Annotated in this window: 11 protein-coding genes; 7 read left to right on the top strand and 4 right to left on the bottom strand. The window is 68.8% G+C overall.

Annotation, left to right across the window (positions count from 1 at the left end; all coding sequences use genetic code 11):
• Positions 1-13: 13 nt before the first annotated feature.
• The gene (locus LUX31_RS22000) at positions 14-700 is read right to left on the bottom strand and encodes a DUF4142 domain-containing protein (RefSeq protein WP_235480008.1); all 687 of its coding nucleotides are present in this window, start codon (positions 698-700) and stop codon (positions 14-16) included.
• 276 nt (positions 701-976) lie between these two features.
• Between LUX31_RS22000 and LUX31_RS21995 the strand changes: the two genes are divergently transcribed.
• The 3 genes from LUX31_RS21995 to LUX31_RS21985 all read left to right on the top strand — a co-directional run bounded on the left by LUX31_RS21995 (position 977) and on the right by LUX31_RS21985 (position 3,232).
• Positions 977-2,188 carry a helix-turn-helix domain-containing protein gene (locus tag LUX31_RS21995; protein ID WP_235476693.1) on the top strand — a complete coding sequence of 404 codons (1,212 nt, stop codon included), beginning with the start codon at positions 977-979 and terminating at the stop codon, positions 2,186-2,188.
• 94 nt (positions 2,189-2,282) lie between these two features.
• The gene (locus LUX31_RS21990) at positions 2,283-2,771 is read left to right on the top strand and encodes a hypothetical protein (RefSeq protein WP_235476692.1); all 489 of its coding nucleotides are present in this window, start codon (positions 2,283-2,285) and stop codon (positions 2,769-2,771) included.
• Entirely contained in the window at positions 2,768-3,232 is a 465-nt protein-coding gene (locus LUX31_RS21985; protein ID WP_235476691.1) for a DUF7848 domain-containing protein, read from the top strand. The genes LUX31_RS21990 and LUX31_RS21985 overlap by 4 nt, the downstream gene beginning before the upstream one ends.
• Positions 3,233-3,556: 324 nt before the next feature.
• Here the strand turns inward: LUX31_RS21985 and LUX31_RS21980 are convergent, their stop codons facing one another.
• Positions 3,557-6,901, bottom strand: coding sequence for an NACHT domain-containing protein (locus LUX31_RS21980; protein ID WP_235476690.1), 3,345 nt, complete (start codon positions 6,899-6,901; stop codon positions 3,557-3,559).
• 175 nt (positions 6,902-7,076) lie between these two features.
• Between LUX31_RS21980 and LUX31_RS21975 the strand changes: the two genes are divergently transcribed.
• A complete protein-coding gene (locus LUX31_RS21975) occupies positions 7,077-7,271 on the top strand; it encodes a hypothetical protein (RefSeq protein WP_235476689.1) in 195 nt (64 codons plus the stop codon).
• A 1-nt stretch (position 7,272) separates the two neighbouring features.
• On the opposite strand, the gene LUX31_RS21970 is transcribed toward LUX31_RS21975, so the two are convergent.
• Positions 7,273-7,647 (bottom strand): ArsR/SmtB family transcription factor, encoded by a 375-nt coding sequence (locus LUX31_RS21970; RefSeq protein WP_235476688.1) that lies wholly within the window; start codon positions 7,645-7,647, stop codon positions 7,273-7,275.
• Between the two features lie 535 nt (positions 7,648-8,182).
• Here LUX31_RS21970 and LUX31_RS21960 point away from each other — a divergent pair.
• The 3 genes from LUX31_RS21960 (at position 8,183) to LUX31_RS21950 (ending at position 10,606) form a co-directional block, all read left to right on the top strand.
• Entirely contained in the window at positions 8,183-8,386 is a 204-nt protein-coding gene (locus LUX31_RS21960) for a cold-shock protein (protein ID WP_006373337.1), read from the top strand.
• Positions 8,387-8,705: 319 nt separating this feature from the next.
• Positions 8,706-10,256 carry a DEAD/DEAH box helicase gene (locus LUX31_RS21955; protein ID WP_235476687.1) on the top strand — a complete coding sequence of 517 codons (1,551 nt, stop codon included), beginning with the start codon at positions 8,706-8,708 and terminating at the stop codon, positions 10,254-10,256.
• A gap of 62 nt (positions 10,257-10,318) precedes the next feature.
• Positions 10,319-10,606, top strand: coding sequence for an SCO5918 family protein (locus LUX31_RS21950; RefSeq protein WP_235476686.1), 288 nt, complete (start codon positions 10,319-10,321; stop codon positions 10,604-10,606).
• 92 nt (positions 10,607-10,698) lie between these two features.
• Here LUX31_RS21950 and LUX31_RS21945 read toward each other — a convergent pair whose 3' ends face one another.
• The gene (locus LUX31_RS21945) at positions 10,699-13,827 is read right to left on the bottom strand and encodes a beta-N-acetylglucosaminidase domain-containing protein (RefSeq protein WP_235476685.1); all 3,129 of its coding nucleotides are present in this window, start codon (positions 13,825-13,827) and stop codon (positions 10,699-10,701) included.
• Between the last annotated feature and the right edge of the window lie 68 nt (positions 13,828-13,895).

Genomic DNA, 13,895 nt, shown 5'->3' with positions numbered 1-13,895 from the left:
GACCAGGGATTCCTCACCCCGCTGTCGGACTCGGAGAAGCGTTCGGCGGCGGGGTGAGGACGACCGTCGGGGAGCCCGGCACCGGGACGGGCGGGGTCACATCGGAGGCGGGCAGTTTCGGTGGGGTGGTCTCCTGGAAGAGCACCTGGTCGAAATCGACGAGCCCGGTCTTCTCCATGACCGTGATGTGGTCCAGGACGGTGGTGTTGGCCTGATCGGCGAGGGCGCGTACCAGCGTGTTCTTGGTGGTCGACCGGATCTTGGCGACGGTGTTGAAGATCGTCCCGTGGGTGACGCGCAGGATGTTGGCGAAGTCGCTGTCGAACTGCTTCCCTCTGCTGTCCGCGTTCAGGGTGTTGATGAACCCCTGCTGCTGCGGACTCGGCAGGTTGGGGATGGTGACCCCGAGCTGCGGGGCGATCCGCCGTACGGTCGCGTCGAGGGCGGCGTGCCCGGCGACGAGATGCTGTCCGGCGGTGACGACGGCCGGCGAGGTGCCCTTCGCGATGGCCATCTGCCCGACCGGGTACTCCCAGAGCCCCGCCGCCCGCACCTTCACGACGAAGTCCCGGTCGGCCTCCGTCAAGGGCCCCGTGGAGGTCTCGGCGACGATCCGCGAGGGCGAGCTGGACACGTTCTGGACGCCGAGCATCGCAGGATAGGCAAGCGCGGCCAGCGTCAGCGCCAACGCGCCACCCACGACGAGGGTGCCGGTCAAGCTCCGGTTGAAGCGCACGTTGCCTCCTGTTGCGACGGGGGGTCGTCGAGGAGGAGTACGGGTGGGCGGGGCCGCCAGAACCTTTGCTCTCCGTAAGGCCTGCGCAAAAGGTGGGCCATGAAAACAGATGGTGCGGGTGGTGCGGGTGTGGCCGAACTGTCCTTCTTTTCCGGCTGTTTCGTTCACCCCGGGCTCTTCGGCGCCAGGCCCTACCATCGAAGCGAAGCCACTGAGCCTGAGCTACCCACCGAGGTGATCGTGAGCAACTGGGCCGACCTTACGAACGGTAAGCGCATCAAGCACTTGCGAGGTTCCGATCTGACTCAGCAAGGGCTCGCAGAAGCTGCGGACGTCTCGCTCGCCCTGGTGCAGAAGGCCGAGCAGGACCGTGGCGAGTTGTCCGTGGGTTCACTGCTCAAGCTGGCCGGCGCGCTCAAGACGGACGTCGCGGTGATCCTCGGCCAGCAGGCTCCGCGCCGTGGCATGAACCGGGACGACCGTGCCGCACTGCGCCACCTGTCCGACGCCGTGCACGAGAGCGCGCTCGGCGAGTGGGACGGCATCGACGATCCGAGCACGCTCGACGAGCTGACCGAGGTCCGCGACCTCGCGTGGGCCGCGTATTGGGCCAGCGACACGGCGAAGGTGAGCAGCCTCGCCTCGAAGGTCCTCATGGAAGGACAGGTCCGCTACGGCAGTGCCACAGGGGTCGAGCGTGAGCGGCTGGCGCTGGTCCTGGCGAGCACCTACCGGGTCGCGGCATCGTGCGCGACCGGCTTCGGGCAGCGTGACCTCGCGTTGAGCGCGCTCACGTCCGCGAAACTCCTCGCCAAGGAGGCCGACGATCCGGTGATGTCGGCGCTGCTCGAATCCACGCTGTCCTGGATCTACCTGCGTGGTGCCAAGACACCCCGGGCCGTGGCCGTGGCCGAGCGTGCGGCCATGGCGATCGAACCGCCGTTCAGCAGTGCGTCTCGCCCCGAACTGGTCGCGTACGGCCGCCTGATGATCTCCGCGGCCGTCGCGGCATCGCGAAGCGAGGACGAGCGCGCGGCGGACGACTTCATCTCGCAGGCGCACGCCGCAGCGGCGAGGCTCGGCCGGGAGGAGAAGCTCTACGGGACCAGCTTCGGCCCAACAGCGGCGAAGACAGAGGCTGTTGGCATCCACGTCGCGCTGAAGAACTACGGGCGTGCGCTCAAGCTCGCCAATCAGCCCGACATGCGGAAACTGCCCAAGGGCATGTCGAAGGTGGCCCGCAACCGCTACAAACTCGACGTAGCCCTCGCCCAGTGCGCGACCGGCCTGCACGACCAGGCCGGGGACACCCTGATCGAGGTCGGTCTCGACGCCCCGGAATGGGTCAAGCACCAGGCATTGCCCGGCGTCATCGGCAAGCGTCTCGCCAAGGTGTCCACGGCACGCGTGCGGAACATCAGCGAGCTGATCGGCGTACCTCTGATCGCGTAACCCCTACGGAGCGTAGGAGTCGGTGCCGTACGACCTTGCCCGGTCGTACGTCCCGTCACTTCACTATGCGTGACCGCGCCGACACGATTGATGCATGGTCAGCATCGAGAGCGGGAAGCGGCAGGGACCGACCACGGCCCGTCGAACCGAAGGTGATCTGTCGCGGCGTCGGGCACTCGCGGAAGCGGCGGCGGGCGTCCTGCCGGGCGAGGCGGCGGCGACCGGTGTCGCGCGGATACAGCGGTTCCGCTGCGTGATCTATCTGTGCGGCGCCCCCAACTCTGACATCGGAGCGCCCCGCAAGGAGTGCACCGAGTACGCCGAGGCGTTCGGGTGGGAGATCGCCGGTGTGATCGAGGACCGCGTGGGTCTGCTGCCGCCCGACGACCGCGAGGGGTTGAGGCAGGCCGTCGAGCGGGTCAAGGGCGGCGAGGCCGGCGCGGTGCTCACGGCCTGGCGCTCGATGATCTCGCCTGTGCCGCAGGAGTACGACCGGATCGCGGGCGAGATCGAGAAGGCGGGCGGTTTCCTGCACGTCAAGGTCTCGGCTCGCGGCGCGACGGAGATCAGGCGGACACGATGAGCACGCCCGACGACGGCACGAGCCGTCCACCTGTCCCCGCCCCCGGCTGTACGACATGTACGGGTCTCGCCGGGCAACGCGAAACGGCGCGGGCACGGTTCGACCGCAGCGCCGAGACCGACGCCAACGTGCTGATGCGTCAGCACCAGCGACGGGAACACCCGGAGCAGCCGCGAGCGACCCGGAGGGTGTTCCGGTACGTGCCGTTCACGATCGTGCAGGACGCCATGGCGGAGCCGGAGTACGCGACGAGGTGCGTCTCGGGGGACGAGTCCGAGTGCGGCGCGGAGTCGGGTGCGCGGAGCCACCCTGCGGACGTTGAGGAGTGGCAGCGCAAGCACACCCAGGACACCCGGCACACCCGCTACCGCCGGACGTTCGCGGACTACGCGGTCATGGAGCCCCCGGACGGGATCGCGGTGCGAACGTCCGGGGCGTGGGCATCAACCCCGGAAGGCTGAAGACGTGCACGCGAGTATCGCGGCCGTCCTGACCCGGGCTCTGTGCCCGCGTCCGCTGACACGGCTGTTCCTCTGCCTGTTCCCGCCCGCGACCGGCAGACGGCGAAGGCCCTCGGCAACGCTGTCGACGGCGAGCCAGGTCGGCGAGGCTATGAGCCGAACGGAACTGTGTGCGGATCGAGTTGCCCGGATCCCCTCGCCGCGTCGCTCCCCGTACAGCACCGACCGGGGACCTCTCGACGGTGCGGCTTCTCCCCTGTCGCGCCCGTACTTGCCCGCTCTCGTGGACCAGGAAATCGCCGCCTGACCATCCGTACGAGAGCCCTAGAACTGGATGCGGGTGAGGCGGAGGATCTGGTTGGGGCGGGGGCCGTTTGCGGAGGCGTCCAGAGCGGCGAGGCTATGCCAGACCATGTACAGGTGGCTGGTTCTGCTGTGATGGCGCCAATCCGGCTCGTCCAGATCGGCCATCGCGGCTAGGAGGGCCGTGCGGACGGAGGACAGTGCTCGGGCGTCGCAGGGGATGGTTCGGTCGCGTATCGCTGTGAGCAGTTCAGTGGCTTCCTCCACCAGTCCCTGCGCTTGACCAGTCGGGATGTCCGCGGCTGTTGACCGGAGGATGTCGCGCTGAAGGCGTATGACAGGGGTCGGATCCTCTTGCGCCTCTGAACCGAAACGGCCGTACGCCAGCCCTGCCTCAGTTGCCTGCACCTCCAAGAAGTCGTCCAGGGCGGTGAGTCTGGGACGGTCCGCGCCATCGGCGGCGCCAAGTGGCCAGCCTCGCAACTGGCGTTCGAACAGGGAACGGAAGGCGTTGAGGGAGAGCGACAACACCTGCGCGTGCGGGTCGCGGGTGAGACCGACAGCGAGGTTGACGGCGAGATCGAGGTCGTAGAGGAAGGGGTGGGGCGGGGAAAGCGAGAGGGCGTCGCTCAGGGCACTGACAAGGCCGGGATCGAGGTCGAAGATCGCGGCGGCTTCGAGTACGAGGTCCAGGGTTTGCGTCAGCGATTCGTCGAAACCCTGGGCGTGTTCGAGGGCGCGGTGGAGGTCGAGGGTGTGGATATGTGAGACCGCGCGGCTGAGGGCGGGGTCGATGCCGAGGCCTCGGGCGAGCTGCTGAACGCGGTCGGGACCGAGGTCAGCGTCGAGGATCGCCGGGGCATAGGCGCCGACGACCGAGTGGGCCCGTTCGAGGGCATGGGCGAGGACGGGGTCCAAGTTGTGAGAGAGCTCTTGGACAGGGACGGTCTCGACGGCGCGAATGAAGGAGCGAGCGAGGTCCAGTGCTCGCAGGAAAGGGACGGCGAGCTCTCGGTTGTCGGCGAAGGCCTCCGTATACAGGCGGAGGTGGTCGAGCGCGATCGCCATGGCCAGGAGAAGAGGGAGTTTCAGCGGGGACAGTGCAGGGGCTCCGCGATGTGCTGGAGCGTGTGTGAGCGCGGTGGCGAGGACTCCGGTCCAGGCCGCCACCTGCCTGCGCTGTGGCTCCAGTGTGGCCACGAGCCGCAGATAGAGGGTGATCCGTTCCCGGTCGGCGGCGACGGTGGAGCCGACCTGTTCGGGCGGGTAGGTGTAGGGCCAGTCGGCTCCCGGCGGCTGATGAAGGACCGTCCTGGTGCCGTCATGAGCCCAGACGGTGTGGCGGGCGAGGTCGGCTGTCAAGGCGGCAGGGTCGCCGAGTTCCTCCGGGGTCGGCAGCCGGTAGGCGGACTCGCCGTCTCCGGTGAGGGTGTTGACCCAGTCGACGAAGCGTTCGGCGTCACCGGCCTGCATGCCGACCGCCGCGCCACTGCCACTCTCCGACGAGTCCAGGAGGACGGGATGATGACGGCCCGCCGCTTCCTCCTCGATCACGAACGCCATGTACAGGGCATAGGGAACAGGCCGCGCGCACAATGCGGTCGTGTCGTCGATCCGGATGGTCTCGCGCAGGGCACGCGTGGCCAGGATCCCGGCCACGAGGCGTGTGCGGGCGGGATCGCGAGGCTGACCGGCGACGCGCGGGGCGAGCAGGGCTTCCAGCCGGGCCCGGGTGTCCGGGTCGACGGTTCTTGCCTCCTCGGCGCAGTCGAAGGCCAGAGCCAGGGTGCGGACGGTGCCGCTGTCGAGGCAGGCGGCGATGACGGGCGTGGCGTCGTTGCCGGCGGACCAGAGCAGGATCGTCTCGCGCCACCACGGGTCGTCGACGTTCGCCGTCAGGACGGTGGTGTCGGCGTGCGGGGCGCTGAGCTGGGCAGCGGCCAGGTACTCCTGCAGCGTGAGGTGGGCGAAGCCGTGCACATCGTGCTCGCGTTCGACCAGCAGGCCGCTCTTGCGGGCCTCCCTCAGGAACACCTCGGCGGTCACCTGTCCCGGGACCTGCCGAAGGGCCAGCCGGATCGCCCTCGCGGCGTCACGCACCGGCCAGTCGCGGACCCTGGCCTTCATCATGGCCAGGGCCAGGTGCTGGGCGACGTGCTGCTTGTGCGGCCCGGCAAGGCCCGTGGCGTCGGTCAGACCGCGGGCCTCGGAGCGGCGGTGGAGCAGTACGTCGCACATCTCGGCGTACAACGCGGCGCGGCTGCCGGGCAGTTGTCCTCGATAGCGGTGCACGTTCGCCGTCATGGTCAGCAGTAGGGGGTTTGCCGCCAGGTCGTACAGGGCCGCTTGTGTGCGCAGACGGGCCAGCAGGTCCGTGGCGGTCCTGACAGCGGCTGCTCGTACCTCGTGGCCGGTGGCACCCCGGGCGCGGCTCTCCGTCGCGTACGACCACTGGCGCAGGAAGCGCTCGACCTGTTGCCAGGTGAAGCGGCGTACCTGGAGGACCTCCGCGCCCGGCAGCGGATTCGACTCGTAGCCGTGCGGCCGGGACGTCACGACATACGTGTTGTGCGGATGCCGTTGGATCTGACGAGCGACCCAGGCCACCACCCGGCTGCGTTCCGCCGGGTCGGCGACCTCGTCCAGGCCGTCCAGCAGGACCACGCAGCCTCCTCGGTCGAGACGGCGGGCCAGCCAGCGTGCCGACACCTTGCCGTGCAGCCAACCCGCCGAGACCGCCACCGTCTCCAGCGGCGGGGGTTCGGTGGACAACAGGGACGTGGCGTGGTCACGGAGGTAGAGCAGTACCGGCAAGCGTCTCTTCCACGGACGCCGGCGGCGTGCGCACAGCTCCAGAGCCGTGTTGCGGGCCAGCGTCGTCTTGCCGGAGCCCGGGCCGCCGATGACCGCCAGGACCCGGGGCGCCTCGGCGCGCTCGGCATCCCGGAGCACCGACGCCAGGCTTCTGCGTTCTCCGCCGCCCACCGATCCGAGGTACGGCTCCCTGGCCGCCGCGTGCAATACCTGCGGTACGACACTGACATCGACGTACACCTGACGCATCCGGAACACGAACTCGCTCTGCGTGGCGATGCCGACGGTCTCCATGTCCTGGACACTCGCCCGCAGTTGCCGCAGGTACACCCGGCGGCCGCCGTGCGCGATACCGGTGTTCCCGCTCTCGGCGGGGGCGGAGGTGGTTCCCGACTCCGAGAAGGCGAGGCTCAGTGCCGATACGCAGAGCGAGGCGTACAACCAGGTCCAGCTGAGTCTGCCGTCGTTGAGGACCTGGTTCGTCGCCACGCCTACCGTGACCAGCAGACCCGCCCCCGCCACGACGCGTAACGCACCGCTTGCCCCCGTCATCCCCTACCCCCATTTCGGATGTGTCGCTCTCCAGCCAAGCGTGAGAGTGTCCTTGCCGGAAGCGCAGTTGACAGATTCGAGATCTTCTGGATCGTCCAGGCATGGCATCACGATCGATGTGATGAGCTGACAAGATGTCGCGGATCGTGCATCGAGGGGATCGAGGGGGAGGAACGTGGAGATAGTCGTGCTGAGCGGCATCCTGGCGCTGGTCGTCGGGGGATGCGTGTGTGTCGTGTGGGCGGCGCGGGGTGGGCCGCGGTGGGTGCGTGGGGTGGCCCGCGTGACGCTGTTCGCGGGGGAGTTGCTGCGCAAGGCCGATTCGGGCCGGAAGTCGGGCGGTCGGACCTCGTCGGACGACGGTTCCTGACTCAGACGCCGGACGGGCCGGAGGGTGTCAGCAGTTGGCCCATCGCCGCCACCACCGCCGGCTCGACCCGGTAGTACACCCACGTCCCGCGTCGCTCGGACGACAGCAGGCCCGCCTCTCTGAGCTTCTTCAGGTGGTGGGAGACCGTCGGCTGCGAGACGCCCACGTCGGAGATGTCGCACACGCACGCCTCGCCCCCCTCGTGCGAGGCGACCAGCGAGAACAGGCGCAGCCGCACAGGGTCGCCGAGCGCCTTGAACATCGCCGCCGTCCGCTCGGCCTCCTCAGCGGTGAGCGGACGCTCAGTCAGGGGAGGACAGCACGCCACGACCGTCTCCGTGCCCCCGGTACTCGGCGCGCTCGGCATATTCGACATACGTCTATGTTCACACACGTCGAATCAGGCGACGGGACCCCGCCCACCCAGACTCTCCGTGATCGTCACCGCCGTCGCCGGTTCGCGAAGGACACGGCCGATCGGGTGGTTTTCATGGACGGTGGGGTGGTCCTCGAACAGGGACCACCGGACCAGGTGTCCGGCAGTCCTGTCGAGGCACGTACTCAGCAGTTCCTGCACCGGGTGCTGGACGTGTAGTTCTTCGCCGGGGGCTGAGAAACCGTCCGGCGTCGGCGTCGTCCGGGCTGTTGCTGGGGTGGCTGGTGGGCGCGGTTACCCTGGGGGGCCGGGACGGTGTCCCCGTGGTCTTCGGGTGGGGTGACCTGGGGAGACTATTCCCGCCGGACGTGTGACATTGCCGCACGTCCGTGGGGGCGGGTTCTGTGCTAGCGTGGTTTTCAGTTGCAGTTGTGGTTCCCAAAGATTTCCGGTGTTAGTTCCGGCGGGGCAATCATTGCGGCGACGCGGGGTCCGCACGGTGCGGGCCCCCGAGCATGCCCCAAGGAGATTTGACATGGCCACCGGTACCGTTAAGTGGTTCAACGCGGAAAAGGGCTTCGGCTTCATCGAGCAGGACGGCGGCGGCGCCGACGTCTTCGCCCACTACTCGAACATCGCCACCCAGGGCTTCCGTGAGCTCCACGAGGGCCAGAAGGTGACGTTCGACGTCACGCAGGGCCAGAAGGGCCCGCAGGCGGAGAACATCCTCCCCGCCTGATCCGCGTGAACCTGCCGGTCCACTAGTCAGCTAGTCAACCTAGTCAGCTGGTAGATCGACAACACACGTGATTGTGGCCGGGGCCCGCACCTTGGGGTGTGGGCCCCGGCTCACAGTTTTTTCGGGACGGTTCCGCACCGGACTCCACCGGACACCGGTCGCCGTCCCTCATTCTTGGGGTGTCTCAGAATCCCCTTCACTGCTCGTTTCCTTTCGGCCCGTCCCCACGGCCTTTCTGTCCTGTGTGCCGCCGCTGTCGCGGCGGACGCTGAGCGCTGCCGTGTTCTCTGCCGACGTGCCGCATTGAGGAAGGTTCTGCATGAACCGGTCGTTCGCCGACCTGGGCCTGCCGCCCTCGCTGCTGGCCTCCCTCACCGCCGAGGGCATCACCGTCCCCTTCCCGATCCAGGCGGCCACGCTGCCGGACACCCTCGCGGGCCACGACGTCATGGGCCGCGGCCAGACCGGCTCGGGCAAGACCCTGGCCTTCGGCCTGGCCATGCTGGCCCGGCTCGCTGGACAGCGCGCCGAAGCGGGACGCCCGCTGGCTCTCGTCCTCGTACCGACCCGTGAACTCGCCCAGCAGGTCGTGGACGCGCTCACCCCGCACGCCCGCGCCATGAAGCTGAAGATGACCACGGTCGTCGGCGGGCTGCCCATCTCCCGTCAGGCCCGTGCGCTCGGCGCCGGCACCGAGGTCGTCATCGCGACGCCCGGCCGGCTCCGCGACCTCGTCGACCGCCGCGACTGCCGCCTCGACCGGGTCTCCGTCACCGTCCTCGACGAGGCCGACCAGATGGTCGACATGGGCTTCCTGCCGCAGGTCACGTACCTGCTCGACCAGGTGCCGCGCAAGGGACAGCGCATGCTGTTCTCGGCCACGCTCGACGCGGACGTCGGCCGGCTGGCCCGCCGCTACCTGCACGAGCCCGTGGTGCACCAGACCGACCCGCACGCCGGCGCCGTCACGACGATGGAGCACCACGTGCTCTACGTCGACGACGTCGACAAGAAGACGGTCGCCACCGAGATCGCCGCCCGCGACGGACGCGTCCTGATGTTCATGGACACCCGGCGCAGCGTCGACCGCCTCACCAAGCACCTGCTGAAGAGCGGTGTCCGTGCGGCGGCCCTGCACGGCGGCCGTTCCCAGCCCCAACGTACGCGCACACTCGCCCAGTTCAAGACCGGCGAGGTCACCGTGCTGGTCGCCTCCGACGTCGCCGCACGAGGCATCCACATCGACGACCTCGACCTGGTCGTCAACGTGGACCCGCCCGGCGGTGCCAAGGACTACCTCCACCGCGGCGGCCGTACGGCCCGTGCCGGAGCCTCCGGCAGCGTCGTCACCCTGGTCCTGCCCGAGCAGCGCCGTGAGATGCGGAGCCTGACCCGGGCGGCGGGCGTCAACCCGAACACCGCCAAGGTCTCCCCCGGCGCCGCCGAACTGACCCGTATCACCGGCTCCCGTACGCCGTCGGGCATACCCGTCGTCATCCCGGTCCCGGCCCCGACCCCGCCGTCCCCGTCGAAGGGCGACGGCTCCGGCCGGTCCAGGTCCTCGCGGTCCCGGTCCGGCTCCCGCTCGGGTTCCGGCTCGGGCACGGGTTCGGCTGCGGGTTCCTCGGGCACGCGGTCGCGCCGTGGGGGTGCGGAGGGTGCCGGTGGCGGTGCCGGATCACGTACGTCGGGTGGCGGCAGCGGCAAGAAGGCGTCGCGTCCGACCGGTGGCGGTGCCAAGCCGCCACGTACGCCGGGTGGGAGCACGTCCGCCCGTACGGAGCAGGACGGCTCCGGAGAGCCACGCAGCCGTCGGCGTCGGGCGCCCCGCAACCGGCGTCCGGGTACCGACGCACGTCAGAGCAGCTAGCACCAGCTTCAGCACGAGCACCTGTACAGCACCCGTAACCCTTCCCGACCTGCGGAGGCACCATGCGTTGTGTGATCGCACGATTCCCGTTCGACCTGATCATGAGTGAGGTCACGCACAAGATGGACGGGGTTGCTCCCGAGCCCATCACCAGTGCGGCCGTCGTCATCGGTGGAGTTGACTACCCGGTCAAGCAGGTCGGTGCGGTTATTACTCGGCTGGACCGGCGTGACTTCACCGAGAAGGAGATGATCGCTGCGTTGAATCGGCTGGGGTTCACTTGCCGGGCGACTGCGGCGCCGGCGCCTGCCCGTCCGGCGGTCATTGATCCCTGGGCCGAGATGCAGTAACCGTCGGACGGGTGGCGTGTTTCGTCTGCGGGTGCGTTGTGGCTGGTCGCGCAGTTCCCCGCGCCCCTAAAAGCAGGGCGTTCCTGCCTGCCTCAGTTGATAGGCACCCCCGTTACCGCCGCCGCCAGTGGGTACGCGCCTGTCTTCAAGGGCGTGCCCACTGTGCCCGTCGCCGTTGTCACCGGGATCAAGGTGCCGGCGTCGGCCGTGGTGACGTAGGCCGTGGTGCCGTTCCAGTTGAGGGCTATGTCGAAGGCCGAGCGGCCGACGGTGGTCGGGGTGCCCGGGGCGCCGGTCACCGTGTCGAGCGGGGTGATCGTGTCGCCGTTGCTCGCGCTGACCCAGAGGGTGCGGCCGTCCGGGGAGAGGGCGAGGCCGTACGCCTGGCCGGTGACCAGGTAGGTCGGGCGGGTGTCGTTCGTGGCGGTGTCGATGGGAGTGACCGTCGAGCCGCCCGAGTTGGACACGTACACCGTCTTCCCGTCGGGCGCCGCGACCACGTTGAACGGGTTCGGGCCGACGGCAACTGCCGTTTCCACCTTGCCCGTTGACAGGTTCACCGGGCTCACCGTGCTGTCGTGGATGTTCGCCACGTACAGGGTGGTGCCGTCCGGGGTGATCGCCATGTTCTCCGGGCCGTCGCCCACCGCTGTCTTCGCGCCCGCCGTGCCAGTTGCCAGGTCGATGGGCTGGATCGCGTCGTCGGAGTAGTCCGCGACCCAGAGCGTGCGGCCGTCGGGGGTGAGGGTCAGGCCCGCCGGTACGTCCCCGACCGCCACGGTCGCCGTGACCTTCGACGTGCCTACGTCGATGACGCTCACCGTGTCCGAACCCTGGTTCGCCGCATAGGCGGTACGGCCGTCCGGGCTGATCACGACCTCACCCGGGTTGTTGCCGACCGGGATTTCGGTGGAGCTACCGGAGGTCAGGTCCACCGAACTGACCGACGCGCCACTGAAGTTGGCGGTCAGGGCTCGTTCGCTGCCGCCGACTGCGGTTATCTGCACCGGGATTGCCCGGCTCACCAGTCCATCTCCGGTGACTGCTACCGATCTTGTGCCCGCCGCAGCCTCACTCTCCGCCTTGAAGGTCAGGGTTGCGGTGACCTTTCCGCCCGCCGGGACGGTCACCGTGCCGGAGGACGGGGTGACCGTCAGGCCGTCAACCTCCTTGATCTTCCAGGTTGTTGTCCTGGTGGTTGTGGAGCGGTTGTCGGTGATTGTCAGGGTTGAGGTGGCGCTGTCGCCTGGGGTCAGGGACAGAGACGTAGGCGTGAAGGATGCGTCCGGGCCCGGGTCCGGGGCCGCTCTCAGGGTCGCGTCGAACAGGAAGCGGTCCAGTACGCCGGGGGCGATCTGCTGGGGGACCGAGTCGAGTTGCTTGCGTTGCGACTGGAGGCGGGCGTAGAGGGTTGATACCGCTTCCGTGTCGCCGTTCTTCTGCGCCAGCATCAGGTCTACGGCTGTCGTGCCCGCCTCGCCGTATGCGCCGAGTTTGTCCAGCCAGGGCGAAGTCTCGGTCAGGAACTGGGCGTTGGCGAGGTTCGCGCGGAGGTCTGCTGGGGCCTCTGTCATCGACTTGAAGTAGGCCGTCAGCGCGTCGGCCGCCTTGTCCAGGCCCTCTCCGCTCTCGTACGCCGTCGTGAACGCCTTGAGGAGGGGAGTCAGGGTCGGGGACTCCGTGGCGTCCAGGAGGGAGGAGTAGTTGTTCTCCGCGAAGACCCGGAGGGAGGCTGCCGTCGATCTGGGGGCGTTCGCCGCGAAGTCCTTCACCGAGGCCAGGAACGCTGCCCGGGGGTCGTACGCCGTTGGGTTCCAGGCGTAGGACGCCGAGGTGAACAGGGCGAGTTTGCTGGCCTCCGCCTGGATCATCGGGTTGGCGGTGATGCCCGTGACCTGGGTGGGTACGCCTGCCTCGCGGCCCGTGTAGGGGCCCAGGAGGAGGCGGCTGGTGGTGTAGTCGTTCACCGGGTAGTTGTCCCAGATCAGGATCGGGTGACCGAACAACTCCCTTGCCTGACGGGCCTGGTCAGTGGTGATCGTCGGTGCGATGACTCCTACGCCTGTCCACTCGACGACAACCGAGGGGTTCAGCTTCTCGCGCAGCGCCGTTTTGTACGGGGAGTCGGCGAGGTCGGAGTACTCGGTCGGGACCATCTCCAGCGGGGTCACGTCCGTGTGGGCGGCGACGAAGTCCTTGGCCACGTTGTTGAGGAGGGCCGACTGGGCGGCGCCCGCCGCTCCGCCTCCCGTGCCGAACTTCTCCTTGTCCGCCGCGCAGTTCCACGCCGTGTAGCTGATGTCGTCCAGCGGTACGGCGAACGAGCGCACGCCGATCGCGTACAGCGACTCGAACTTGGTCACCAGTGCCTTGACGTCGGCGGCCGAGGAGTAGCAGACCGACAGGCCGGGGGAGAGGGCGTAGGTGAAGCGGACGTGGTTCTCGGCTGACCTGTCGACCAGTTGTTTCAAGGTGGCCAGCTGGGCGGGTGGGTACTCGTCGCGCCAGTTCGCGCGCAGGTACGGGTCGTCCTTGGGGGAGTAGACGTACACGTTCTGCTTCGTACGGCCGTAGAAGTCGAGTTGGGAGAGACGGTTCTGTTGGGTCCAGGGGGCGCCGTAGAAGCCCTCGATCACTCCTCGCAGGGCCGTTGTCGGCCAGTCCCGGACCGTTGCGGAGGGGATCGAGTTGTGGGTGATCAGTTGGCGGAGGGTCTGGGCCGCGTAGAACGTGCCCGTCGTGTCCACTCCGGACAGGGCGACGGTGCCCTTGCCGGTGGCCAACGTGTAGCCGCCGGAGGGGAGTTGGGTGGGGGGTTTGGCGCCGAGCTTGCTGAGCGCCTTTGCCGTTGCCGGGTTTTCCGTGGGGCCGCCCACGTAGACCGTGAGGGCGGCGGGGGGTATCGGGCGGCCCGCTGTGACCGTACGGATGGTGTGGGCGCCGGCGTCGCGCAGGACGCGTTCGACGAGGGTGCGGGCCGCCGGGTCGGTGGCCTTGCCGATGACCTCGACGACCTGCTTCGGGACCGGTTGCGGGTGGGTGCCTTGGCCGGGGCTCAGCTGCTGGGGGGTCGGCCAGATGTGGGGGAGGTGGGGGAGGGGGGATGCAGCCGTGGCGGAGTGCGGGGTCGCCGTCGCTGCGGGGGCCGGGGCTGTGCCCAGCACACAGAGGGTCAGGGCCGCGGCGAAGGCGCCGCTCGCTGACTTCAGCGCCGGGGTCACGGCCGGCTCCGGTTCACTATTTTATCCATCGGGCGGAATCTTGGTGGATGGATTCACCGGCTGGCAAG

It is taken from the genome of Streptomyces sp. GQFP (assembly GCF_021545335.1).
Lineage (GTDB): Bacteria > Actinomycetota > Actinomycetes > Streptomycetales > Streptomycetaceae > Streptomyces.
This window is presented reverse-complemented; position numbering and strand designations above follow the sequence as displayed.

Coding starts and splice junctions, on each gene's coding strand:
- LUX31_RS21990 (WP_235476692.1), top strand. CDS start 2,283: ATGGTCAGCATCGAGAGCGGGAAGCGGCAGGGACCGACCACGGCCCGT.
- LUX31_RS21985 (WP_235476691.1), top strand. CDS start 2,768: ATGAGCACGCCCGACGACGGCACGAGCCGTCCACCTGTCCCCGCCCCC.
- LUX31_RS21980 (WP_235476690.1), bottom strand. CDS start 6,901: ATGACGGGGGCAAGCGGTGCGTTACGCGTCGTGGCGGGGGCGGGTCTG.
- LUX31_RS21970 (WP_235476688.1), bottom strand. CDS start 7,647: ATGTCGAATATGCCGAGCGCGCCGAGTACCGGGGGCACGGAGACGGTC.
- LUX31_RS21960 (WP_006373337.1), top strand. CDS start 8,183: ATGGCCACCGGTACCGTTAAGTGGTTCAACGCGGAAAAGGGCTTCGGC.
- LUX31_RS21955 (WP_235476687.1), top strand. CDS start 8,706: ATGAACCGGTCGTTCGCCGACCTGGGCCTGCCGCCCTCGCTGCTGGCC.
- LUX31_RS21950 (WP_235476686.1), top strand. CDS start 10,319: ATGCGTTGTGTGATCGCACGATTCCCGTTCGACCTGATCATGAGTGAG.